Raw genomic sequence first — 22,621 nt, 5'->3', positions numbered from 1 at the left:
TCCTAAGGAGGACCATCCATGTCCAAGAAGAAGAACGCAGCAAACAAACCCGCGGCTCCCACTGACGCGTTGCCGGTCGCCGCTCCCTCGGCGCCACACATCGATATCGGGATCAAGGATGCCGATCGCAAGCAGATCTCCGACGGCCTGGCCCGCTACATGGCCGACGCGTTCACGCTGTACCTGAAGACCCACAACTTCCATTGGAACGTCACCGGGTCGATGTTCAACTCGCTGCACACCATGTTCGAAACCCAGTACACCGAGCAGTGGGGCGCGCTGGACGAAGTGGCCGAGCGCATCCGCGCCCTGGGCTACAACGCACCGGGTTCGTACCGCGAGTTCGTGGCGCTGACCTCGATCCCGGAAGAGCCGGGCCTGAGCGATAGCGCCGACTGGCGCGAGATGGTGCGCCAGCTGGTCAGCGGCAACGAAGCGGTCTGCCGCACCGCCCGCAAGGTGCTGGGCACCGCCGACGACGCCGGCGACGACCCGACCGTGGACCTGCTGACCCAGCGTCTGCAGACCCACGAAAAGTACGCCTGGATGCTGCGCTCGCTGCTGCAGTAAACCCTTCACGCGTAGCCTCCACGGGTTTGTCCAAGGTTTCGCCAAAGGCGCAACCTTGGGCCCTGCTCAACCTTGCGCCCCTGCTCATTCGCCTACCACCGGTAAGCAATGCTGGACACTAAGCCCCTCTCCCGCCGGGAGAGGGGTTGGGGTGAGGGTACGGGGGGTTAGGGTGAGGGTACAGAGCGAAGCCCTGGTCTTCGCACCCGCACCCGCTGCCTGACATCTCTTGCGCCACGCGGCCAGCGCTCAGTTGCATCCGCAGACGTCTTCGTCTACCGCATCCACCACGTCGCGGCGATCCCCGACACACCACTGCGCAACACCGCCCGCATGACACCGGCCCGGGCTTGACCCGCGCGGTATCCTAGGCGGATGTCTTCCCCCGCACACGAACTGCTCAGCCGCGTCTTCGGTTACGACGACTTCCGCGGCCCCCAGCAAGCCATTGTCGAACACGTCGCCGCCGGCAACGACGCGCTGGTCCTGATGCCCACCGGCGGCGGCAAGTCGCTGTGCTACCAGGTCCCGGCGCTGTTGCGCGACGGCATCGGCATCGTGGTGTCGCCGCTGATCGCCCTGATGCAGGACCAGGTGGAAGCCCTGCGCCAGCTCGGGGTGCGCGCCGAATTCCTCAACTCCACCCTGGATGCGGAAAACACCCAGCGGGTGGAACGCGCCCTGCTCTCGGGCGATCTGGACCTGCTGTACGTGGCGCCGGAACGGCTGCTCACCCCGCGCTTCCTGTCGCTGCTGGAACGTAGCCGCATCGCCTTGTTCGCCATCGACGAAGCGCACTGCGTGTCGCAATGGGGCCACGACTTCCGCCCGGAGTACCGCCAGCTCACCGTACTGCACGAGCGTTGGCCACACATTCCGCGGATGGCATTGACGGCCACCGCCGACCCGCCCACCCAACGCGAGATCGCCGAGCGCCTGGACCTGGTGGAGGCGCGCCACTTCGTCAGCTCGTTCGACCGCCCCAACATCCGCTACACCGTGGTGCAGAAGGACAACGCGCGCAAGCAGCTGCAGGAGTTCCTGGGCCGCCACCGCGGCTCGGCCGGCATCGTCTATGCGATGTCGCGGCGCAAGGTGGAAGAAACCGCGCAACAGCTGTGTGCGCAAGGCTTCAATGCCCTGCCCTACCACGCCGGCCTGCCGGCGGAAGTGCGCGCGGAGAACCAGCGCCGCTTCCTGCGCGAGGACGGCATCATCATGGCCGCCACGATCGCCTTCGGCATGGGCATCGACAAGCCAGACGTGCGGTTCGTAGCGCACGTGGACCTGCCCAAATCGATGGAAGGCTATTACCAGGAAACCGGGCGTGCGGGCCGCGATGGCGAGCCCGCCGAGGCATGGCTCTGCTATGGCCTGGGCGATGTGGTGCTGCTCAAACAGATGATCGAACAGGGCGAGGCTGCCGAAGAGCGCAAGCGCCTGGAACGCGCCAAGCTCGATCACCTGCTCGGCTACTGCGAGTCCATGCAGTGCCGCCGCCAGGTGCTGCTGGCCGGCTTCGGCGAAACCTATCCCAAGCCCTGCGGCAACTGCGACAACTGCCTGACCCCGGCCGCCGCCTGGGACGCCACCGTGGCCTCGCAGAAGGCGCTGAGCTGCGTGTATCGCAGCGGGCAGCGCTTCGGTGTGGGCCATCTGATCGACATCCTGCGCGGCAGCGAGAACGAGCGCATCAAGCAGCTCGGCCATGACCAGCTGAGCACCTACGGCATCGGCCGCGACATGGACGAGCGTACCTGGCGCGGAGTGTTCCGCCAGCTGGTGGCCGCCAGCCTGCTGGAAGTCGACAGCGAAGGCCATGGCGGCCTGCGCCTCACCGATGCCAGCCGCCAGGTGCTCAAAGGCGAGCGCCAGGTGATGATGCGGCGCGAAAACCCGGCTGCCGGGCGAGAGCGCGACCGCGGCGCGCAGCGCACCGGGCTGCCGGTGCAGCCGCAGGATCTGGGGCTGTTCAACGCCTTGCGCGGCCTGCGCGCGGAGCTGGCCAAGGAGCAGAACGTGCCGGCGTTCGTGATCTTCCACGACAGCACACTGCGCAATATCGCCGAACAACGGCCAACCAGCATCGACGCCCTCTCGCGTGTGGGCGGCATCGGCGGCGGCAAACTGGCCCGTTATGGAGCGCAACTGATCGAGATCGTGCGCGAACAGGGCTGATGCGCCAGGTCTGTGTCGGCCCGGTGCCGCGGCCGACACAACAATCCGCGAAAGCGACAGCGCGCATTCAATCTGCCGTTGCTAGTTTCAGCGGAGCGATCTGGCGAGCGCCGCCAGTCCCTCCTGTAGAGTCCAACCGATGAAACGCAGCCTGCTTCTTTTGGCCACCCTGCTCGCCACCGGCAGTGCGCTCGCCCAGACCGGCGACAGCGGCACCGACGCGGTGACGCCCCATTCGCTGGACTTGAGCATTCCCAAGGAGCCGGTGCAGTACCGCTCCGATCCGGAATACAGCACCGATCCGCCGGGCACCTTTTATGGCGACAAGACGGGCCCACAGCCGGCGTTGGCGCGTCCTTCCGTTGCCTCCATCGCCGCCGAGCGGGCCGAACAGTGTCAGGGCAAGTTGCACGGTGCGGTCGAGACCGGCATGGGCTATTCGAACCGTGGCGGCAACAGCAACTGGCAGGCCGTCAATCTGAATTCGTGCAAGACCTATTACGACGATGACGGCAAGGCGCATCAGATCGGCGTCAGCATCAGCGTTGGCCGCGGCGAAGGCCCCATTTTCGGCCCGCGCTACGCACCTGGCGGTTACGGCCCTGGCCCATTCGGTTGGTAACACTACAGCTCGGCCTGCATTGACAAGGGGTTCACCCCTGCTTTGCGGAAAATGTGGCTTGCCTCACGAGATGTGCTCATGTCACAGAACAAGGAACGACCGGTTGTCTTCGTCGTCGAAGATGGCGATGGAACACGTCAACTCAGTTGCCTTGTGCTGGAGAGCTATGGCTTCACCTGCCGCAGTGCCGGTTCGGTTGAAGAAGCATTGGCGTTGATCGAAAGCGACCCGCGCGTCGATGTGCTGTTTTCCGACATCCATTTCCCGGGCGGCCTCACAGGCGTGGACCTCGCGCTGAAAGCAGCGCATGCGCCGTACAACCTGCCGATCCTGCTGACCTCCGGCTTGGCCGTGGAATATGTGGAAGAGATCCTGCCCGACGGCGTGGCTTTCCTCGAAAAGCCGTACACGCCCGAGCAGTTGTTGAACGCGATCCGCAGCGTCATGGCCAAGCACCGCGTGCCGTCCACACCGATGGCGTAAGCCCGGCGCAGCAGGCGTTTTGCGGCCGAGACCGCTGTCAGGAACGCCCTGACAGCCCGTCAGTTCGCCCCTGATTTTCGTGACGCACATCTCACTTGATACTGCAGCTGCCGGACGCGAGGCCTGTTGGCCGCTCAACTCGCGGGGCGCGGAGCACGCCCTCGCCGGATCATGATGGTCACTGCCTTAGGCAGAATATGCCTATCCGCGTGACTTTTTGTCTGATGTTGCCCGGAAATGGTTGCGCTCGCTGCCAGACGGTAGTGAAAGATACCGAGTTGCACGACCTACGTCGCTAGCTGCATGGCGTCAGTAGTGAGCACGTCTGCGATCCCGCGCAAGATCGACCGAATGCGGTCCAGGTTTCATACCCTCACTGATCAGCACATCAGCAAATCCCCTGGCCTGTAGCCACACCAGACCAAGGCATGCGCATCGCGCTTGCTATTGATGCTTTCTCAAGTTCACTGATCAAACTCGCCGCAGCAGCTGATTCTGTAGCCGTGCTGTGCGCCTGACGCCGCGTTCAACATTCCAGTCCTCAGTGAACCACGGCTACGACCGGCGCATTTTGAATGCATTGCTGAGTACGCTTGCTGTATCCACCTTGGTGGCGTACATCGCGGCAGCGGCTTTCCCTGGTTGCACTGCATCCAAAGTCCTTGATCGTCCTTGCGCCGTTCTGTCCATCGGCGTCTATCCATGAGCGCCTGCCGACCGGTTGCACGCACCTGGTTCGAGCCTGCGACCAAGCCGGAGGAACGCTTGACACGCATGCGATGAGCTTTGCCATCAATCTTTCGATCAACGTCGCCTGACGTCGATGCGTGCGTCGTGGCAACGCCAAACGCGCAGTCGAACGCACTAGGAGAAAGGCCAGCAGCGCTGCGACCGCATGCATGCATCCGCGATTGCGTGTCCATTTCACGCTATCACCCAAGGCGCTCGCTAGGCTAAACCCAATGCAGCGCTTGGCTGTTGAATTTCAGGAGATCCACATGGGCGATAACTCATTTCTGTCACCGGCCTTCGTCATCCTGGTGGTTGGCATCATCGCCGTGGTCGTGTGGCTGGTGACCCGCGCCAAGAAGAAGCGCAACAAGAAGTGATTCACACGCGGCAACTGCGGCGGAGCACGTCGGCGCGCTGAAAGGCGCGTCTCTACTCTAGCTTTGGGGGAGTTCGAAGTACCTCGCGGATCGGCAGTCTGTTCGCGGCATGTGCAATGGCGGACATCGCCTAGCGCGACGAAAGCTTGCTTACTCTCGCGCCTCGATCAGCCTGCCGATTACTGCAGCGGCTCACATCACGATCAGCCCTCGCCCATCTGCAGAGGCAGAGGCAGGCGCATCGTGATGCCCTCAGCGCAGCACATCAGGCAACGCTCGGAATTCCAACCGCTTTTTTATCACCGCACGAGTTATCGGGCGACAGACGCCACAAGATCAGAAGCGCTCGCCGGTGGGCAGGTAACGCCATTCGCCTGGCGCGAGTTTGCCCAACGAAATCCGGCCAACACGCAGGCGACGGATGGTGACCACATCCAGCCCTACCTCGTTGCACATGTAGCGTAGTTGCCCCGGCTGTACGTGCTTGATGGCAAAGCGCAGACGCTCTTCGTTCTGCCAGCTCACCTTGCAGGCCGGCAGGCTCCGTTGCTGATACACCAGGCCGCTTGCCAGCCGCGCCATGCCGTACGGGCGCAGTTCGCCGCGCACTTCCACCAGATACTCCTGCTCGATCGTGGCCGCATCGGCAGTGAGCCTGCGCAAGATCCGGCCATCCTGGCTGAGCACAAGCAGCCCGCTGGCCTCGTCGTCCAGCGGCATCGGCGCGCTCAGGCGCAGGAAGTGGCGCTTCAGCACGCGGATCTCGGTCTGATCCAGGCTGCTGCGGCTTTGCGACGTGGCCAGCGCCACGGCGGCCTCGCAGCTCATGCCAGCCGGCTTGTTCAGCAGCAAGGTGGCGGGCTCGGCCTGCCCAAGCACCGCGTCGGCCGCCAGGCTCACCTGCTGGCCGGTGATTGGCGCCTGCGGCTCTTCCACCACCACGCCGTCCACACTGACCCATCCCCCTTCGATGTATTGCTGCGCCTCGCCGCGCGAACAGCCGAACACGGCAGCCACGTGCTTGTCGAGACGGATCGGATCGGACATCGGTCGTGCTCTACGTCAGGGCCGGGCAGTGTACGTGGTCGCTGCCGCGGGTACGACGCCTGAAGCCTGCGCCAAGGTGTGGCTCGCTCATCCGCATAGCGGCGCCAGCCAAGGTCTGGCAAGCGTCGTGCTTCTGCCATGCCGCACAAAGTGGGACACTTGCCACTCACACAGGAGACCACAGATGTTCATCACGTTCGGCACCACCCGGGTTCGCCTCAACCATATCTCCGTCATCAGCGATCCGTTCAATGCCGGGGAGAACTTTGGTTCGTATTGCCACACGGTCCGCATCGGCCTGATCTCTGGCGAAGATGTCGTGGCACGCTTCAACACCGAGGCAGGCGCCGAGCAGTTGCACGCAGACGTGCTCGCCGCACTGGAAGCCTGATCACGGCCAACGTGTGCGCCCTCGCCGGCTGCGCCTGCATGTGGCGCAGCGGTGATGGTCCGCAAATAGCTTAGCTCACCGCTGCGGCGTGGCGCTTTTCAAGCTCGATAGCGGCAGTTACGCGACACAAGCGCCCGCAACACCGGGCCGGTAGCGCGGTTGACAAAAGGCACGTAAGTCCAGAATCCCGCTATAGGGATCACATCGCCGGGGCGCGGCTGCGATGTCTGAAAACGCCAACAAGAAAGGGCGTACCAACAGGCGCTCTGTTCGTATGTGCCAGCCGCAGTGGAACGCGTTTTTTCGGTCACGCATACATCGCTGGCACACGCCTGTTTGCACACAGAAACCAGTTAAAAACAAGCACCGAACGAGGCGCGGGAGTGCTTGCGCAGATGGCGCCAGCTGGGTACGCTGCCGCGGTCGAAAGAGAGCAGGCCGGATGGTAGCCCGGCCGCCGCTAGACAGGCGGCATCTTAGCCATCAGGTACCCACGACATCCGCAGCCGGCGTTGCCGGTAACGCAGATGTGTGGGTGGGAGTGACACATCCCGCATGGCGCATCTGCTCGACCAAGGATCCCCGTGATGATCGTCACTGCTCCCGCTCACTCCTTCCGGATGCGCTCCGTGCGCGCTAGTGCCAACACCGGCCGTTCTGCGTCGTCCATGCGCGATCCAGGCGTGCATGCCGACGCCGACTGCACGCATCTGCATTGACACCGCGTGTGGGTGGACGCGCTGCAAATCTGGCAACGCGATGTCCGGCTGGCCGATGCGCGCATGTGCATGCTCGCGGTGTGGCGGTCTGCACCACATTGGGAATGGGAGGCGATCGACCCTGCGCACGATCGCCATCTGGCCGGTGGTTGTAGCGCAACCCAAGCCGACGCACTGGCATGTGCAGAAGACTGGATGCATGCCGCGCAGAGATGATGGCTGCGCGCGTTGCATGCTGTTTCCCATCGCGCCCGCCGCCTGCGACCGCTGCGTTGTATGCCACCACTGCACAACGAGAGTGGCGCGCACCTCACAGGATCACCTCGACGCAGTGCTGGCTAACTAGCCAGCAGCAGAGCTGCAGAGCGCGCCCGGAATCTAGGTCGAATACAACCCAGGAACATACCGCTCCATCAACGACTGCGGAAACAACGGCGGCGTAAACCCGTAGCGTGCGTACAGGCCATGCGCATCACTGGTGGCCAGGCTGAAGCGGCGTAGCCCCTGCAGATCGGGATGCGCCATGACCGCATCCATCAGCGCCTTGCTGTAGCCGCGGCCGCGGTGCTCCGGCAGCACGAACACATCGCCCAGGTACGCAAAGGTCGCATAGTCGGAAATCACCCTGGCGAACGCGACTTGCCGGCCACCGACAAACCCGCCGAAGCACAACGAATGATCGATCGCGCGCTGCACGAGGGCGATGGGGGTGTCCTTGGCCCAATCGGTGTCTTGTGACAGCGTGCGATGGATCAAGCCGATATCGAGCAGGGAGTTGTCGGTGCTGACGTGCAAGTGCGGCATGTGAAGTGTCCTGACAAAGGGCGTGGAGCGACGAACAAGCGACGTGCGCATCCGCAGTTGCGTGCGGCCGGTGAGCAGAATCCGGCACGGCCAGCTTGCCCACTCAGGCTGCTTCAAACCATCCGCACCAACCGACGACCGCGCACTTGCTTGCGTTCGCCGCGCTTAACCCGAGGTCGTATGCTGCGGCAGCAGAAGCGCTACGCACAACACCAGCATGAACACGGCGATGCAGCCATCCAGTACGCGCCAGGCGCGCGGGTTACGGAACACCGGTTGCAGCAGCCGCGCGCCATAGCCCAGCGCGCAGAACCAGGTGATGCTGGCAAGGCAGGCGCCGAGTGCAAATGCCCAGCGCAGGACGCCGGCATGGCGTGCGGAGAGGCTGCCCAGCAGCACCATGGTGTCCAGATACACGTGCGGGTTGAGGAAGGTGAAAGCCAGGCAGGTCAGCGCCGCCTGCTGCCAGCGCTGATCCTCGCGTTCGGCCGGTGCCAGTGCGCCCTGCCCGCGCCAGGCGCGCTGGGCGGCCATCGCCCCGTACGCCGCCAGGAACGCCGCACCCGCATAGCGGAACACCTGCAGGATCTGCGGACAGTGCTGCACCACCGCGCCAATGCCGGCGACGCCGGCCAGGATCAAGGTGATGTCACCGAAGGCGCAGATGGCCACGACCAGGCCGACATGCCGCCGCTGCAGCCCCTGGCGCAGGACGAAGGCGTTTTGCGCCCCGATGGCGATGATGAGCCCGGCGCTGGCAATGAAGCCGGAAAGTGCTGCGTTGAAGACCATGGCGCGGTGTCTGTTGGTTGCGTGCGGCAAGACTGCCGCCGCCCCTAGGATTAGGAAACCTAAATATTCTGTATTCTCCAAAGGAAATCTAATTCGGCGAACTCGCATGGAGTTGTTGCACCCACAACTGGCCGCGTTCGCTGCCGTGCTTGATGAAGGCAGCTTCGAGTCGGCTGCACGCAGGCTGTCGGTGACCTCGTCGGCGATTTCGCAGCGGATCAAGGCACTGGAAGACCGGCTCGGCCAGGTTCTGGTGTTGCGCACAACGCCCTGCCGCGCGACCCCGGCCGGCCAGCGTCTGCTCCGCAGGCTGCGGCCGATGCAGGTGCTGCAAGCCGAGGCCATGGCCGATTTCCTGCCTGACACAGGGGCTGGCGGCACGCCGCGCACGCTGTCCATCGCCGTCAACGACGATTCCTTGCAGACCTGGGTGCTGGCTGCATTGGCCGAGTTGCACCAGGCGCACGGCTTGTTGTTCGACGTGCATGTCGATGACCAGGACCACACCCTGGAGCTGCTGCGCGCCGGCACGGTATTGGGTGCGGTCACCGCCGAACGCCGGCCACTGCAAGGCTGCAATGTGCAGCCACTGGGCACCATGCGCTACCACGCCATCGCGTCGCCGGATGTGGTGGCCCGCTACTTCAGCAGCGGCCTGGACGCCGCCGGGTTGAGCCGCGCACCGATGATGGTGTTCAACCGCAAGGACACGCTGCAGGCACGCTTTGCGCGACGCATCACGCGCATGCAGTTGTCGCCGCCGATCCACTACCTGCCCACATCCACCGGCTTCGTGGATGCCGCCGCGCGTGGGCTGGGCTGGTGCCTGGCGCCGGAGGCGATGGTGTTGCCGGCAGTAGAGCGCAAGACGCTGCTCATCATCGACCCGACGCGCTGGCTGGATGTGCCACTGTACTGGCAGCATGCCGCGGTGCGCTCGACCACCTTGCAGCGCCTGGGCGATAGCTTGCGAACCGCAGCGGCGGCGAGCTTGCGCGTTGGCAAGCAGGGACCCGCTCACTGAGCGCTGCTCGAAGCGCTTCGCGTGTCGCGTTCCAGGCTCCGCGCGGCCCACGCCCGCGCGGCCAACGCACGCTCACTCCTCGCCAGTCCCCCGCTCGCCCATCAGCTCGCGCTCGCGTTTTTCCAGCTCTTCGGCATACCGCTTGCGCACGAAGCCCTCCGATAACACCCCCAGCACGGTGCGCTGCTGATCGATCACCGCCAGCTCATCGGCCTGGGTGGCATCGAAGACCTTCATCACCGCCACGATATCGGTGTCTGCCAGCAATGCGGCGTCGCGGTGCTGTGCGTAGTCGCTCACCGGCGCATCCTCGCGCACGCGATCGCCATACAGGATGGCCAATGGCACCACGCCGGCGTATCGCCCCAAGGCGTCTTCCAGCACCACCCGCTGCGTGGAGCCCAGTGGAAAGCGCCGACGGAATTCGCTGACGCTGGTGTCGTCGCGGGTGTGGTTGGCATCCTTGCGCATCATCTTGCCGGCCGACAGGTGGCGCACCCAACCCACATCGCGCGCGCTACGGATGTTCTCGCCACGCAGGTGCAGACGCCAGGTAGAGAACGAATAACCGAACACCTGACGCACCACCGTGTTGGCCACCAGCACCGCCGCCATCACGGCGCTGGCCAGCACGAAATCGTGTGTGCCCTCCAGGATCAGCATCGCCATGGTCATCGGCGCGCCCACAATCGCCGCCGCAAGCGCCGCCATGCCCACCAGCGAGGCACTCGTGGTATCCACCACTGCCGCACCCATCAGCAGATTGGTGCCCACCGCAAACAAGGCGCCCACCAACGAGCCCATGAACAGCGACGCAAAAAACAGGCCGCCGCGGAACCCGAATCCCAGCGAGATGCCCGAGGCCAGGCACTTCAATACCAGCAAGGTCAGCAGAAACTGCAGCGTGGTGGTGCTGGTCAGATCCAGATGCAAGGCGCCGTGGCCGGAGGACAGCACCTGCGGCGAATACGCGGCCAGGGGAATCAGCAACAGCCCACCGATCACCGGCCGGCCCCAGAGCGGCAGATTGATCCGCCCGACGCCGCGCTCGATGCCGGCAACCAGCCGCATCACCGCAATGCCGATCACCGCACAGGCCAGGCCCAAGGCGATATAGATCGCGTAGTCGCGCGGCTGCAATTGGTAGGCCACCGCCGCCGGCAGTGCGTATGGCGTGGCACCCAAGGCGTTGGCCATGAACGCGCCGGCCAGCGCGGCTGCCGCCACCGGCGCCAGCGCCGATGGCGTATAGGCACCGATCACGATCTCGAATGCGTAGAACGCGCCGGCCAGCGGAGCACCAAACGCGGCGGCGATCGCGCCCGCCGAGCCTGCGCCGACCAGCGTGCGCATGTCTGTACGACGCACGCGCAGGACCCGTCCCAGCTGCGAGCCCGCACCGGAGCCCATTTGCGTGTAGGTCGCCTCCAGGCCCACCGATGCACCGAACCCGTTCGAGAGCAAGGTCTGCACCGCGACGATCAGGTTGTCGCGCATCGACATGCGCCCGCCGTGCAGCGCATTGGCTTCCACCGCGTCCACCAATGGCCGTTGACGGCGGCGCGCCAGCAATGCGACCAGGCCCACCAGCAGGCCGCCCAGCGGCAACACCAACAATTGCTGCACGCCGATGCCGTCCGCCGTACTGAGCCGCTCGCCGGGCGCCAACCCGTACAGCCACGTTTGCAACGTGTGGGCCAGACCTGCCTGTAGCACGGTCAGCACTGCGGCGATCAAGCCCACCACGGCAGCCAGGCTGATGAACCACAGATCGTTGGCGCGAAACTGCCGGCGCAGCCAGCCCAGCAGCAGATCGAGCGGGACCCGTACACGCTGTAGGGACCGGGAAACGCGGAGGCGTAGCGATTGCATGAGGGCAGATGCACGTCCTGCCCGGCAGAGCAGGATCACGCGCGCAGTGAGGATGCGTCATTGTGCAACATCGCTGCGGACGCCAACGTTGAAGCCCTGGGTATTTCATCTCGCGGCGCCCACTTCACCGGCCGCCGCGGCGCGCTCCTGAGAACAACAGACGCTCCTGCTGGTCAGCGCCACAGACAGACAACGCGCAGCCAACGCATGAGTCCTCAGGCGCACGCACTGCGGCAAAACGATAGCGCCTGTCACATTGCAGCAGTCACCGGCCAGCGCTGAAACGCAGTGCGTGCGCCGGTACGTGCCTGCCGGCTAAACCAGTGTCAGCGCAGGCCATGCCGCTTCGTACGATGGCCATGTGCTTCGCCGTGCCGACTCTTCGCGGCGGTATGCAGGCACATAGTGCGCGCTCTCAACGCGCTGAGCGTTGATCGATGAACACCCCCTCCTGAGTCCGCTGCAGCCTGCTTGCACGCCGGACGCGCGCACCCGGCATCACCTTGATCAGCGCACTGACCAGCCCCTACTTCCGGCCCGCCCTGGGCCCTTGAAACAAGGTCACTCCCATGTTTCCACGCCAACACCGCACAGCGCTCCACATCCTTGCCATCGCCGTTGCCGGCGCCTTGTTGCCCGGCATGGCGTTCGCTGCGCCTGCACGCGGCACGCTATTGAACAGCAACTTCCTGAGCAGTTACCCACGCGATGTGATCGCCGTGCTGGTCAAAGACGACCAGCCGCTTGAACAGCCCAAATGCAATGTGCGGCTGGCCGAATTCACCTATGCCACCGTTGGTGTCAACGGCGAGCCGACCACGGCCTCCGCCGCGATGTTGGTACCGGGAGGCCCGCAATGTCAGGGGCCCTATCCCCTGCTCGGCTGGGGCGACGGCACGCAGACGCTGCGGCGCGATGAGATGGCCAAGGACATCCGCGATGCCAAGGGCAATGACCCGCTGGTCACGCACCTGGCCAGTCAGGGCTATGTGGTCGTCAGCACCGATTACCTCGGGCTCGGCAAGTCCAGCTATCCCTTCCATCCTTATTTGCAAAGCGCGACCGAAGCCAACGCGATGATCGATGCGCTGCGCGCGGCCCGCACCGTCCCGGACCGGTTGAACACGCCGTTGTCGGGCAAGGTGATGTTGTCGGGTTACTCGGTCGGCGGGCACGCGGCGATGGCCAGCCAACGCGAAATCGAAGCGCATCTGTCGAAGGAATTCAATCTGGTCGCCAGCGCACCGATTGCCGGCCCGTACGCGCTCGAACAGACCTTTGTCGATAGCTGGAGCGGGCGTAATGCGGTCGGCGAAAGCACCTTCGGCCTGGTGCTGGCGAGCTACGCCATCGTCGGCATGCAGCACGCGTATCAAAACATCTATACCGCGCCATCGCAGGTGTTCCGCGCGCCTTGGGCTGCCACCGTCGAATCCCAGTTCCCCGGCACCAAGAGCCTGCTGGACCTGTTTGTCGATTTGCCGGAGATCGGCAAGGTCAAACAGTACTTCCAGGCCGATTTCTACCGCGACTTTGCCAGCAACCCGAACAATCCCTTCCGCAAGGATTTGGCCCGCAACGACCTGCTGGACTGGCGCCCGCGGACCAAGACGCTGCTGTGCGGCTCGTCCAATGACGCCACCGTGCCGCTGAAGAATGCAACCACTGCCATCGCCGCCTTCAAGCAGCGCGGCAGCACCCAGGTGTCACTGGTGGACCTGGGCACCGGCAAGGCCAGCGACAATAGTGCCGGTGAGCATCTGGCCATCAAGGACAGCTGCATCGTGGCGGTGCGCCAGCAACTGTTGGACAAGCAGCGCTGATCAATCCTGCGCAAGGACCCCCCGGAACGCCGCGATCTTCGGGCGTTCCGGGGAGTTTTGCAGTGCAGGGTGATCGCATGGACGACATAGTCGCTTCAGCGATTCGGGCGCAGTGCGTGCCAACGCTAGGCGCGATCAGGCTTTCTGCAACAGCGCCAATGCGTCCTGCAGGTCGCGGAAACGAAAGGGCTTCTGCACCCCGTGCCGGTGACGGAACTTCTCCGGAATCCCGCTGGAGGCATAGCCGGTCACGAAGATATACGGCACGCCGCGCGCATCCAGTTCTTCGGCAATCGGGAAAGACATCGTGCCGCCCAGATTGACGTCCAGCACCGCCATATCCAGATTGCCCTGTTTCACCGCCTCAAGCGCGGTGCTGACATCGCCCACGGTCCCGGCCACTTCATAGCCCAGTTCGGCCAGGCAATCTTCGAGCAACATGGCCACCAGCGACTCGTCTTCTACCACCAGTACGCGCGCACTCATGCTGCCAGCTCCGCGGTCGCAGCCGGCAACGCCAACGACACGCGGTAGGACACACCCGCCGTATCGAAGACCCAGGACACATCACCATTGAGATCGTGCTTCAGGCCCCGCTCCAGCAATCGCGAGCCGAAGCCCTTGCGTTGCGGCGGCTGCACTTCCGGGCCACCGCTTTCCTGCCACAACAACTCCAGGCGATTCTCGCCCTCGCGCATGGTGCACTCCCAGGCAATCCGTACGCGCCCTTCCGCGGACGACAGCGCACCGTGCTTCACCGCATTGGTGCACAACTCATGCAAGGCCATCGCCAGCGCCAGTGCGCGGCGCGGGTCCAGCCGGCAGGAACTGCCATGCAGTTCGAACCGCTGCCCCTGGTGTGACTCGCACAGCTCCACCGCATCGCGTGTGAGTTCGGCGATATCGGCGCTCACCCAATTCTCGCGGGTCAAGGTGTTATGCGCACTGGAGAGCGCCATGAGGCGCGCGTCGATCTTTTCATTGGCATCGTCCAGGCTTTCGGCGTTCTTCAGCGACTGCCGCGCCAGGGACTGCACCATCACCAGGGAATTTTTCACCCGGTGATTGAGCTCATTGATCAGCAGCTGCAGATGCTGCTCATGCTGCTTGCGTTCGGTGACGTCACGAGTGGCACCGGCAATGGCCTCAACGCGGCCATCGGGCCCGAACACCGGCGTAAAAATGTAGTCATACACCCGCACGCCCTTGCTGATGTGCGGGAACGGCACTTCGCCACGCAATGGCTGGCCGGTGGCAATGACGCGCTCGATTTCCTCATCGTGCATCGCCGCGTGCCACGGCTCGTAGCCGATCTCCAGACAGGTCTTGCCGGACGCCTGCTCCCACTCCATGCCCCACATCGCCAACAGCGCCTCATTGGCATAGATGAAACGGTGCTGGGTATCGAACACGTAAAGGAGATCGGGAGTGGCCTGCAAAAGCGCTTTGTAGATGCGCGATTTCGCGGCGTCTTCTTGCTGCTCGGCTATCACGTCATCTGGCCCCGGAATTGGCGTGCACGATAGCAGGCTGATGTGAAAGCCTCATCATGAACCACGCCCGGCAGGCGGACTGATCCATTGCGCACGCCAGGCGCACCATTGGCATCGAATCGCGTGCCATGACCTCGACCTACTGGCGACGTGCGAGCAATCGCGCGTCACTTCGATAGGGATCTGACCGGCTTGCATCACTTCCCGCGATGCAGCGCTTTTTTTACTATTGGGAATCGATCGGAACAACCAACCGCCGGAGCGAATGCGATTTTCCAGACCAGTGACCAAATTGCGTAACGTCCGGCCAACGCGGTAATGGGCGAGGCCGATCGACATGACCCTCTCAAGAGAAATCCCCGAAAAACTCAATAAATTCCGACAGGGCGTCATTCCTTCAGTACTGGCTTTAACGGCTGCCTTCTTTCTCTATCAAAATGAAATACATTCGCCGCATCGATATTCAAGCGACACTGGAAATGCACCAATCGCTCCTGCGCATTCCTTCCTCACGCTACGCAGGAATTGGACCCAATGGCTGTGCCAGATCCAGGATCAGGAAAGTTTCTACAGGGTCAGCTTTGTGTCACCCGAGCAGTGCGCGCAGATTTATGGCGAGGCCGTCGACACGCCTGAAGAATGAATCGAACGCGTTCAATTCTCAGCATCCTGAGATAGGCAATCAACCATTCGCCGCAGCATGCTGAATAACGCACATCGGTAATACGCAAGACGCTGCAAGCGTCATGGGATCGTCTTATCCGCGCCGTAGCCTGCGCGACGACAACGCTCCACCAGCCGCATAACTCCATTTCCTATCAAAGCGACCCTTATGAACATGCACGAGCCCCTGCGTCGAAAATCGATTCAAAAGACCATTATTTCTTCCGCGATTTTTCTCTTATTTGCGGGAACCAATTTGGCCGTCGCAAAGCCTTTGAACTTCGTCTATCAAACGACCCAGATCACCTCCTTCACCGCTGGCGGGCCCGGCCGGACCGATATCTTTAATCAGCAATGGGCTGATGGCGCAGCGCAATGCCGCGATGCGTTTCCGCAAACCACCGCCGTGCGGCTGGGCCGGGTCAACGCACGTGCAATCAATGCCAGGACCTACGCCGTCACGGGCAAATGGATCTGCAAAGGCTGATCACATCGCCACCTGACACTGGCCCCGGGCAAGACCGGGGCAGCAGCTTTGGCCGGCGTCACCGACTGACGGCATCCAGCGCTCACCGCAGACCGCCGTGCTACGCGCGCGGCATCATGGCGGCAGCCGTGACAGCCGCGACGACTATTGCCCCAGGTGATGCATGTCGGACACGAGCTGCCATCTTGGCCACTCGTAGACGCCTCGAAACGCAGGCCCGCTCCCTGCAACGACCGACCGGGGCCGCGGAGTGCCAGCCAGAACGGCTCGTACAGACAAACAAAAGGCGCCAAAGGCGCCTTTTTGCTGACTGGATTGAATGGTGGGCCGTGATGGATTCGAACCATCGACCAAAAGATTAAAAGTCTTCTGCTCTACCGACTGAGCTAACGGCCCACTGCCCGACTGTGCGCCGGGGTGCGCATTCTACCCTACACCGGCGTCAAGACGAAATCGCGTAATGCGTCGGGTCCGGCACGCCGGCGTCGGCAAAGCCGGCTGCGCGCAGACGACAGGCATCGCAATGGCCGCAGGCACGTCCGTCGGCGTCGGCGCTGTAGCACGACACGGTGAGGCCGAAGTCCACGCCCAGGCGAACGCCCTCACGCACGATGTCGGCCTTGCTGAGGAACTGCAGCGGCGCATGCACGCGCAGGCCCGCGCCTTCCACGCCGGCCTTGGTGGCCAGATTCGCCAGCACCTCGAAGGCACGCACGAACTCTGGCCGGCAGTCCGGGTAGCCGGAATAGTCGACCGCATTGACGCCGCAGAACAGGTCGTTGGCGCCGACCACTTCGGCCCAACCCAGGGCAAGCGACAACATGATGGTGTTGCGCGCCGGCACGTAGGTGACCGGGATTCCCGCGCCTCCCGCCTCCGGCACGTCGATGTCAGCGGTCAGCGCCGAGCCGCCGATGCTGCGCAGGTCGACGTCCACCACCTTGTGCGCCACCACGCCCTGCGCGGCGGCGACGCGCGCCGCCGCGTCCAGCTCGGAGGTATGGCGCTGCCCATAGCGCACGCTCAACGCATGCACCGCGAAGCCCTGCTCTTGCGCAAGCGCGATGACGGCGGCGGAGTCCATGCCCCCGGACAATAGAACAACGGCTTTTTTCATAACGGATCAGACAGTGGACAACAGAAGCGGAAAGGCTAGCAGGGTCGGTCGGTGAGGCGGTAGCGCAGCGCATAAGGCAGAAGACTTTTCATCTTCTGCGCCTGACGCACCGGCGCAAGCAACACACCACACACCGCGGCGCTCACCTCAACTCAATCCGCGCCTCCACATGCACAGCAGCGGTACGGCCGGCGTTTCAGCGGCCCGGTTCGTCGTCCCAGAGGATCTTGTGCAGCTGCATCTGGAAACGCACCGGCAGCCGGTCGGCGACGATCCAGTCGGCCAACTCCCGCGCACTTACCTGCCCCTTGCTGGGCGAAAACCACACCGTGCACCGGCGATCCAGCGCCTGCGTGGCGACCACATCGCGCGACCATTCGTAGTCGGCGCGACTGCAGATGACGAACTTGATCTGGTCGCGCGCGGTCAGCAACGGCAGGTTGTCCCAGCGGTTGCGGTGCTCTTCGCCCGAGGCAGGGGTCTTGATGTCCACCACGCGCGAGACGCGCGCATCCACAGCGGACACATCCAGCGCACCGGAGGTTTCCAGCGAGACATCGAAGCCGGCGTCGCAGAGTTTGTGCAGCAGCGCCAGGCAGCGCTTCTGTGCCAGCGGTTCACCGCCGGTGACGCAGACGTGGCGCACGCCGTGGCTGGCGACTTCGGCCACGATCGCGTCGATGTCATGCCATTCGCCACCATGGAAGGCGTAGGCGGTATCGCAGTAGGTGCAGCGCAACGGGCAGCCGGTCAGGCGTACGAACACCGTCGGCCAGCCGGCCGCTTCGGCCTCGCCTTGCAAGGAAAGGAAAATCTCGGTGATCTTCAATCGCGGCAACGGCGACTGGACGATCTCGCTGGGGACGGCGGCGGCGTTCATGGGCAAAGTATGCGCCGCGCCCGAAGGCGGCAGCGCGAAACGGCTCAGCGCAGTTGCTGACCGAGGCGGATGGACTGCAGACGCTCCTGGGCAACGCGTGCCGCGTCGGAGCCTGGGTACTGCGTAGCGACCTGTTGCAGGGTCTGCTGCGCTTCGGTGTTCTTGCCTTCGCCATACTGCGACAGGCCGAGCTTCAGCAGGCCGCCAGCGGCCTTGTCATGCGTGGGGTAGCGGCTCACGAGATCGCGAAACTGCGCCTCGGCCAGCTGGAAATTTCGGGTGGCGTAATAACTCTCACCCAGCCAATACAGTGCATTGGGGGTGTAGACGCCATTGGGATATAGCTCGAGAAAGCTGAGGAACAGCTGCGACGCATCGTCGTACTTGCCGTTCTTCAATGCATCGAAGGCCACGTTGTAGGCAGTGCGCTCTTCGTTGCTGATGGCCAGCGTGCCAGGGTCGCCGTGGACAGTGGGCGGCTTCTCGGAAGTCGCCGCCGCTGCAGGCCGCGCGGCCGGTGCCGGGGCTGGGGTGACGCTGCCGGTGGCCGATGGCAGTGGCGGAACCGCACCACCCGCACCTTCCAGCCGATTCAGGCGCCCGTCCAGATCCAGATACTGGTCTTTGGACTGTTGCTTGAGTTGCTCGTTGTCATGCTGCAGCTGTTCCACCGTTGCCCGCAACGCCTGCAGGTCCGAACGCGCCTGCTGTAGCTGATTGAGGAGATCGTTGTTGGCCTGACTATTGGCCTGCTGCTGCTCGAGCACGGCGACACGGTCAGCGAGACTGGCCCGCTGCGCGTATGCCGGCGCGGCGACCACAAGGGCCGCCGCGACGAACAGGGATGTCACTCGAAAGCGCATCGCTTCTTACTGAGCCGTGTACACGATCTCGACGCGGCGGTTCTGCGACCAGCAGCTTTCGCTGGTTTCGGTGCAGACCGGACGCTCTTCGCCGTAGCTGACAACGGTCAGCTGGCTGGCCGAACCACCGGCAGCCTGCAGAGCCGACGACACGGCGTTGCCGCGACGCTCGCCCAGACCCATGTTGTATTCACGCGAACCGCGCTCGTCAGCATTGCCCTGCAGGGTGATGCGCGAGGACGGACGGTCACGCAGGTACTTGGCGTGGCACGCCATGATGGCCTGGAATTCCGGCTTCAGGGAGTCCTGATCCAGATCGAAGTAGACAACGCGCTGGCGCAGGCAAGCATCGGTATCCAGGTCGCCCGGGCCGTACAGGCCAGAGGTGGACGGACCGGTCGGAGCGGTGGAACCGGCGGTGGTGTCAGTTGCGGGAGGCGGAGTTTCCTTCACCTTCTTGGAGCAACCGGCCAGCACTGCAACGGACAACAGGGAGACAAGCAAGACGCGAGTGGACTTGTTCATGGGATACCTATGGAGGCTCTGGGCCAATGAGTGGTTTAACGCAGCGAAATATTAACATTAATGCGCGGTTCGGTAAGGCCCCCATGCGGGTTCTCTTACATCACCGTCGGCCAGAACCAGGCGCTGGCGGACCCGTGCGTCGGCGGACACGGCGTACAGGACGCCCCGGCCACCCTCACGTGCGGCGTACAACACCATGCTGGCATTCGGCGCGAAGCTCGGGGATTCGTCCAGCGAACCCGGCGACAACGTGCTCCAGCTGGGCGAACCCAGGCTGCGATCCATCATGGCGATGCGATAGGTATTGCCGCTGCCCTGTGCCACGGCGACCTTCTTGCCGTCGAACGAAACACTGGCGGTAGCGTTGTAGTTGCCCTGGAAGGTCACGCGGTTGGCGCTGCCGCCACTGGCTGCGACCTGATAGATCTGCGGGCGGCCACCACGGTCGGAGGTGAAATAGATGCTGCCGCCGTCCGGTGCCCAAGTCGGCTCGGTGTCGATGCCGAAGTGGTTGGTCAGCTGGGTCAGCTGCTTGCTACCCAGGTCCATCACGTAGATTTCCGGGTTGCCGCTGCGCGACAGGGCCAGCGCCAGGCGACGGCCGTCCGGCGAGAACGAGGGGGCGCCGTTGATGCCACGGAAGCTGGAAACCAGTTCGCGTGCACCGCTGGCGATGTCCTGCAGGTAGATCGAGGAATTGCCGCGCTCGAAGCTCACATAGGCCAGCTTCTTGCCGTCCGGGCTCCAGTTCGGCGACAGCAACGGCTCGGCCGAACGCACGATGGTCTGCGGGTTGTAGCCATCGGAGTCGGCCACCATCAGCGCATAGCGCATCGAGCCGCCGCTGCCGCTGGCGGTCACGTAAGCGATACGGGTCCAGAACGCGCCACGCACGCCGGTGACTTTTTCATAGATGGCGTCGGCCATCTGGTGCGAGACATCGCGCATCGCATTGGCGCGTGCGGTCATTGCCAGGCCCAGCAGGCGCTCGCCCTTGGCCACGTCGAACAGCTCGTATTCGACGCGATAGGCGCCCTCACCGGCGTCCATCACGCGGCCGACCACGATGTAGTTCTGCTTGAGCGTGCGCCAGGTCTGGAACTGCACCTCGGTGCCGCGCGTCGGCTTTTCAATGATCTGCGCGGCCGGCAGGGTGCGGAACTGACCGGAACGGTCCAGGTCGGCACTGACCACGGCGGAAACGTCGGTCTGCGGCGCGGTACCGGAGCCCTGGTACGGCATGGGAACGACAGTGATCGGCGTGGCCGAGGCGCTGCCGCCGACAATATCAATAGTGAGCCCTTGCTGTTGCGCGAGCGCGCTCAGCGGCAGCAACAGGGCGGTCAAGGCAGCTAACCAACGCAGCGGTTTCTTCATGGACGGCTCGGATCGGGCAGGAAAAGTGGGCAAGGGATACCAATCAGCGAGTGAACATACTCGCAATCATGAACGAGACAACGTGAAAATGAAGCGAGTGGTGCCGGGACTGCGCAAAACCGTTGCAGGCGCTGATGCTGCCCGGCGTGGGACCTTGCAGCGGCCAACGCGTCCGGGCACATGCGCCTGCGTGCTGCGCAACTCCCGGCGCGGGATTCGCGCGTACAGCGCCACAGAGCCAGGCGCGCGGCACGCACCTCCCGCTTACTGATCCTGCGCGGTGAACACAAAGGTCAGATTGCGCTGAAACACCGATTCGAACCCGCGGTACGGCAATGGCTGGGCGCTCAGCACGGCGGCCTCGATCGACCGCTGGCCTGCCTCGTCGTACGGGCAGCCCGGCGCGACCTTGGCCTCCATCACCTGGCCGCCGGGGAGCTGGCGGATGTTGATGGTGCACTTCTGGCCCGGCGGGACCGACGGCGGACGCACCCACTGCGCCAGCACCTTCTGCTGGATCGCCGCGGCGTACTTGGCCGACAGGTCGGTGTTGGTGCCGCCCTGCCCTGCCGTGGGCTGGGCAGTTGCGGCAGCGGCCGAAGACGCTTGCTGCGCACGTGCCGCAGCCACCTGGCGCAGCTTCTGCTCAGCCAGCTTGGCTTCCTTGTCGGCCTGCTCGCGCTGGCGGCGGATGTCGGCGATCTTCTTTTCGCGTTCGGCCTGTGCGGCCTGCTGCGCGGCGGTCTGCTTCTTCTTTGCGTCTTCCTCTTCCTGTTGCTTGGCCAGGCGCAGCTTCTGCTCGGCTTCTTCCTGGCGCTTGCGTTCGGTGAGGTCGATCTGCTCCTGCCGGCGCTTGGCTTCCTGCTCCTGCTTGGCCTTTTCTTCGGAAATGGCCAATGCATCGACCTTGTCCTGATCCACCTTGTCGGGCTGGGCGACGCGCTCTTGCGCCTGCGCCTGCTGCTGCGTCGGCGCATTCTGCGGGCGTAGCTCGGCAATCGGCTGCGGCGGCGGCACGCTGCCTTCCGGCGCAGGCTCGGGCAAGGGGGCCGGCGGCGGAGGTGGTGCGATCGGGGTCGCGTTCAATGCCTGGCGGGCAACGCGGGCTTCGGCAGCCGACACATCCAGCGAGGCTTCCATGCTCGGGTCGCCAGCGGCTGGCTCTACCGAACGTTCGGGCGACCACAGCCAGCCGGCGATGAACACCAGCGCCACCAGAATGTGCACGGCCAAAGCCAGCATGACCGGGCGGGCCCAGCCATCCTCGCGCGCTGTCTGTTGGGGGAAAGCGTCAGCGTGCATCACTGCCTGCAGCGCCGCCGGAGTCGGAGATCAGGCCGACCTTCTCGACCTTGGCCTGCTTTAGGACGTCGATGGCATCCATGATCTTCTGGTACGGCGCGGCGCGGTCGCCGGCCACCACCACGCGGGCCTCTTTGTCCTGCGCCACGATCGCGGCCAGCTGCGCCTGCAACCCGGCCACGTCCATCGCCTGCGGCTTGCCCTTGGGCAACTGCAGCGCCAGCTGGCCGTCGGCGGCCACCACCACCACGATCGGATCCTGCTTGCTCTCCAGCGCCTTGGCGCGCGAACTCGGCAGGGTCACGTCGGTGCTCAGCGTGAGCAGCGGCGCGGTGACCATGAAGATGATCAGCAGCACCAGCATCACGTCGATGTACGGCACGACGTTGATCTCGGATTTGAGCTTGTGCTTCTTGCGGCGGGAAATACCGGACATCATCGCGGAACGTTCCTAAGGGATGCCCCGCACCTGCAGGTGCG

General features: G+C 64.1%; 22 protein-coding genes and 1 tRNA gene. 9 read left to right on the top strand and 14 right to left on the bottom strand.

All coding sequences use genetic code 11. From position 1 onward, the window contains the following. Nucleotides 1-18 precede the first annotated feature (18 nt). The 4 genes from ACD584_RS08560 (at nt 19) to ACD584_RS08545 (ending at nt 3,853) form a co-directional block, all read left to right on the top strand. Nucleotides 19-570, top strand: coding sequence for a Dps family protein (locus ACD584_RS08560; protein WP_011038069.1), 552 nt, complete (start codon nt 19-21; stop codon nt 568-570). Between the two features lie 375 nt (nt 571-945). Next, nucleotides 946-2,748, top strand: a complete 1,803-nt coding sequence (gene recQ / locus ACD584_RS08555) for a DNA helicase RecQ (protein WP_011038070.1) — start codon at nt 946-948, stop codon at nt 2,746-2,748. Nucleotides 2,749-2,887: 139 nt separating this feature from the next. Further along, nucleotides 2,888-3,370: a hypothetical protein gene (locus tag ACD584_RS08550; RefSeq protein WP_070690128.1), complete on the top strand. Its 483-nt coding sequence runs from the start codon at nt 2,888-2,890 to the stop codon at nt 3,368-3,370. A 78-nt stretch (nt 3,371-3,448) separates the two neighbouring features. Then, on the top strand, nt 3,449-3,853 hold the full coding sequence (locus tag ACD584_RS08545; RefSeq protein WP_011038072.1) for a response regulator: 405 nt from the start codon (nt 3,449-3,451) through the stop codon (nt 3,851-3,853). A 1,445-nt stretch (nt 3,854-5,298) separates the two neighbouring features. On the opposite strand, the gene ACD584_RS08540 is transcribed toward ACD584_RS08545, so the two are convergent. Next, nucleotides 5,299-6,009, bottom strand: coding sequence for an rRNA pseudouridine synthase (locus tag ACD584_RS08540; protein ID WP_070690126.1), 711 nt, complete (start codon nt 6,007-6,009; stop codon nt 5,299-5,301). A gap of 184 nt (nt 6,010-6,193) precedes the next feature. On the opposite strand from ACD584_RS08540, the gene ACD584_RS08535 reads away from it, so the two are divergent. Continuing rightward, entirely contained in the window at nt 6,194-6,400 is a 207-nt protein-coding gene (locus tag ACD584_RS08535; RefSeq protein ID WP_016945258.1) for a hypothetical protein, read from the top strand. Nucleotides 6,401-7,497: 1,097 nt separating this feature from the next. Here the strand turns inward: ACD584_RS08535 and ACD584_RS08530 are convergent. Both ACD584_RS08530 and ACD584_RS08525 read right to left on the bottom strand, forming a co-directional pair. Further along, entirely contained in the window at nt 7,498-7,923 is a 426-nt protein-coding gene (locus ACD584_RS08530; protein WP_050911355.1) for a GNAT family N-acetyltransferase, read from the bottom strand. Nucleotides 7,924-8,088: 165 nt separating this feature from the next. Then, nucleotides 8,089-8,715 carry a LysE/ArgO family amino acid transporter gene (locus ACD584_RS08525; RefSeq protein WP_070690124.1) on the bottom strand — a complete coding sequence of 209 codons (627 nt, stop codon included), beginning with the start codon at nt 8,713-8,715 and terminating at the stop codon, nt 8,089-8,091. A gap of 106 nt (nt 8,716-8,821) precedes the next feature. Between ACD584_RS08525 and ACD584_RS08520 the strand changes: the two genes are divergently transcribed. Then, nucleotides 8,822-9,739 carry a LysR family transcriptional regulator ArgP gene (locus ACD584_RS08520; RefSeq protein ID WP_070690122.1) on the top strand — a complete coding sequence of 306 codons (918 nt, stop codon included), beginning with the start codon at nt 8,822-8,824 and terminating at the stop codon, nt 9,737-9,739. Between the two features lie 72 nt (nt 9,740-9,811). On the opposite strand, the gene ACD584_RS08515 is transcribed toward ACD584_RS08520, so the two are convergent. Next, nucleotides 9,812-11,611 (bottom strand): chloride channel protein, encoded by a 1,800-nt coding sequence (locus tag ACD584_RS08515; RefSeq protein ID WP_070690120.1) that lies wholly within the window; start codon nt 11,609-11,611, stop codon nt 9,812-9,814. A 569-nt stretch (nt 11,612-12,180) separates the two neighbouring features. On the opposite strand from ACD584_RS08515, the gene ACD584_RS08510 reads away from it, so the two are divergent. After that, the gene (locus ACD584_RS08510; protein ID WP_175611663.1) at nt 12,181-13,434 is read left to right on the top strand and encodes a lipase family protein; all 1,254 of its coding nucleotides are present in this window, start codon (nt 12,181-12,183) and stop codon (nt 13,432-13,434) included. Nucleotides 13,435-13,569: 135 nt separating this feature from the next. Here ACD584_RS08510 and ACD584_RS08505 read toward each other — a convergent pair whose 3' ends face one another. Together ACD584_RS08505 and ACD584_RS08500 are read right to left on the bottom strand one after the other, a co-directional pair. Next, on the bottom strand, nt 13,570-13,920 hold the full coding sequence (locus ACD584_RS08505) for a response regulator (protein WP_012437674.1): 351 nt from the start codon (nt 13,918-13,920) through the stop codon (nt 13,570-13,572). Next, complete coding sequence (locus tag ACD584_RS08500) at nt 13,917-14,924, bottom strand: sensor histidine kinase (RefSeq protein ID WP_029628883.1); 1,008 nt, start codon at nt 14,922-14,924, stop codon at nt 13,917-13,919. The genes ACD584_RS08505 and ACD584_RS08500 overlap by 4 nt, the downstream gene beginning before the upstream one ends. A 340-nt stretch (nt 14,925-15,264) precedes the next feature. Here ACD584_RS08500 and ACD584_RS08495 point away from each other — a divergent pair, with 340 nt between their 5' ends. Further along, nucleotides 15,265-15,570, top strand: a complete 306-nt coding sequence (locus ACD584_RS08495) for a hypothetical protein (protein WP_228423411.1) — start codon at nt 15,265-15,267, stop codon at nt 15,568-15,570. A 195-nt stretch (nt 15,571-15,765) separates the two neighbouring features. Further along, nucleotides 15,766-16,077, top strand: a complete 312-nt coding sequence (locus ACD584_RS08490; protein ID WP_139328383.1) for a hypothetical protein — start codon at nt 15,766-15,768, stop codon at nt 16,075-16,077. Nucleotides 16,078-16,397: 320 nt separating this feature from the next. Here the strand turns inward: ACD584_RS08490 and ACD584_RS08485 are convergent. From ACD584_RS08485 to tolR, 8 genes are all read right to left on the bottom strand, one after another. Next, nucleotides 16,398-16,473 (bottom strand) — tRNA-Lys (locus tag ACD584_RS08485). Nucleotides 16,474-16,519: 46 nt separating this feature from the next. Beyond that, complete coding sequence (gene queC / locus ACD584_RS08480; protein WP_042594792.1) at nt 16,520-17,194, bottom strand: 7-cyano-7-deazaguanine synthase QueC; 675 nt, start codon at nt 17,192-17,194, stop codon at nt 16,520-16,522. Nucleotides 17,195-17,390: 196 nt separating this feature from the next. Then, entirely contained in the window at nt 17,391-18,074 is a 684-nt protein-coding gene (gene queE / locus ACD584_RS08475; protein WP_042594794.1) for a 7-carboxy-7-deazaguanine synthase QueE, read from the bottom strand. Nucleotides 18,075-18,118: 44 nt separating this feature from the next. After that, nucleotides 18,119-18,937, bottom strand: coding sequence for a tol-pal system protein YbgF (gene ybgF, locus ACD584_RS08470; protein WP_011038132.1), 819 nt, complete (start codon nt 18,935-18,937; stop codon nt 18,119-18,121). A 6-nt stretch (nt 18,938-18,943) separates the two neighbouring features. After that, a complete protein-coding gene (gene pal / locus ACD584_RS08465; protein ID WP_011038133.1) occupies nt 18,944-19,462 on the bottom strand; it encodes a peptidoglycan-associated lipoprotein Pal in 519 nt (172 codons plus the stop codon). A gap of 57 nt (nt 19,463-19,519) precedes the next feature. Then, a complete protein-coding gene (gene tolB, locus ACD584_RS08460) occupies nt 19,520-20,839 on the bottom strand; it encodes a Tol-Pal system beta propeller repeat protein TolB (RefSeq protein ID WP_070690116.1) in 1,320 nt (439 codons plus the stop codon). Nucleotides 20,840-21,103: 264 nt separating this feature from the next. Beyond that, nucleotides 21,104-22,141 (bottom strand): cell envelope integrity protein TolA, encoded by a 1,038-nt coding sequence (gene tolA / locus ACD584_RS08455; RefSeq protein WP_076037006.1) that lies wholly within the window; start codon nt 22,139-22,141, stop codon nt 21,104-21,106. After that, nucleotides 22,131-22,580 (bottom strand): protein TolR, encoded by a 450-nt coding sequence (tolR, locus tag ACD584_RS08450; protein ID WP_011038136.1) that lies wholly within the window; start codon nt 22,578-22,580, stop codon nt 22,131-22,133. Before tolR ends, tolA begins: the two co-directional genes overlap by 11 nt. Nucleotides 22,581-22,621: the final 41 nt, after the last annotated feature.

This window comes from Xanthomonas sp. NCPPB 2922 (assembly GCF_041520885.1).
GTDB lineage: Bacteria > Pseudomonadota > Gammaproteobacteria > Xanthomonadales > Xanthomonadaceae > Xanthomonas > Xanthomonas campestris.
This window is presented reverse-complemented; position numbering and strand designations above follow the sequence as displayed.

Bases quoted from the DNA above. Each gene is read 5' to 3' on its own strand.
- ACD584_RS08560 (WP_011038069.1), top strand. From the start codon at position 19: ATGTCCAAGAAGAAGAACGCAGCAAACAAACCCGCGGCTCCCACTGAC.
- recQ (WP_011038070.1), top strand. From the start codon at position 946: ATGTCTTCCCCCGCACACGAACTGCTCAGCCGCGTCTTCGGTTACGAC.
- ACD584_RS08550 (WP_070690128.1), top strand. From the start codon at position 2,888: ATGAAACGCAGCCTGCTTCTTTTGGCCACCCTGCTCGCCACCGGCAGT.
- ACD584_RS08545 (WP_011038072.1), top strand. From the start codon at position 3,449: ATGTCACAGAACAAGGAACGACCGGTTGTCTTCGTCGTCGAAGATGGC.
- ACD584_RS08540 (WP_070690126.1), bottom strand. From the start codon at position 6,009: ATGTCCGATCCGATCCGTCTCGACAAGCACGTGGCTGCCGTGTTCGGC.
- ACD584_RS08535 (WP_016945258.1), top strand. From the start codon at position 6,194: ATGTTCATCACGTTCGGCACCACCCGGGTTCGCCTCAACCATATCTCC.
- ACD584_RS08530 (WP_050911355.1), bottom strand. From the start codon at position 7,923: ATGCCGCACTTGCACGTCAGCACCGACAACTCCCTGCTCGATATCGGC.
- ACD584_RS08525 (WP_070690124.1), bottom strand. From the start codon at position 8,715: ATGGTCTTCAACGCAGCACTTTCCGGCTTCATTGCCAGCGCCGGGCTC.
- ACD584_RS08520 (WP_070690122.1), top strand. From the start codon at position 8,822: ATGGAGTTGTTGCACCCACAACTGGCCGCGTTCGCTGCCGTGCTTGAT.
- ACD584_RS08515 (WP_070690120.1), bottom strand. From the start codon at position 11,611: ATGCAATCGCTACGCCTCCGCGTTTCCCGGTCCCTACAGCGTGTACGG.
- ACD584_RS08510 (WP_175611663.1), top strand. From the start codon at position 12,181: ATGTTTCCACGCCAACACCGCACAGCGCTCCACATCCTTGCCATCGCC.
- ACD584_RS08505 (WP_012437674.1), bottom strand. From the start codon at position 13,920: ATGAGTGCGCGCGTACTGGTGGTAGAAGACGAGTCGCTGGTGGCCATG.
- ACD584_RS08495 (WP_228423411.1), top strand. From the start codon at position 15,265: ATGACCCTCTCAAGAGAAATCCCCGAAAAACTCAATAAATTCCGACAG.
- ACD584_RS08490 (WP_139328383.1), top strand. From the start codon at position 15,766: ATGCACGAGCCCCTGCGTCGAAAATCGATTCAAAAGACCATTATTTCT.
- queC (WP_042594792.1), bottom strand. From the start codon at position 17,194: ATGAAAAAAGCCGTTGTTCTATTGTCCGGGGGCATGGACTCCGCCGCC.
- queE (WP_042594794.1), bottom strand. From the start codon at position 18,074: ATGAACGCCGCCGCCGTCCCCAGCGAGATCGTCCAGTCGCCGTTGCCG.
- ybgF (WP_011038132.1), bottom strand. From the start codon at position 18,937: ATGCGCTTTCGAGTGACATCCCTGTTCGTCGCGGCGGCCCTTGTGGTC.
- pal (WP_011038133.1), bottom strand. From the start codon at position 19,462: ATGAACAAGTCCACTCGCGTCTTGCTTGTCTCCCTGTTGTCCGTTGCA.
- tolB (WP_070690116.1), bottom strand. From the start codon at position 20,839: ATGAAGAAACCGCTGCGTTGGTTAGCTGCCTTGACCGCCCTGTTGCTG.
- tolA (WP_076037006.1), bottom strand. From the start codon at position 22,141: ATGCACGCTGACGCTTTCCCCCAACAGACAGCGCGCGAGGATGGCTGG.
- tolR (WP_011038136.1), bottom strand. From the start codon at position 22,580: ATGATGTCCGGTATTTCCCGCCGCAAGAAGCACAAGCTCAAATCCGAG.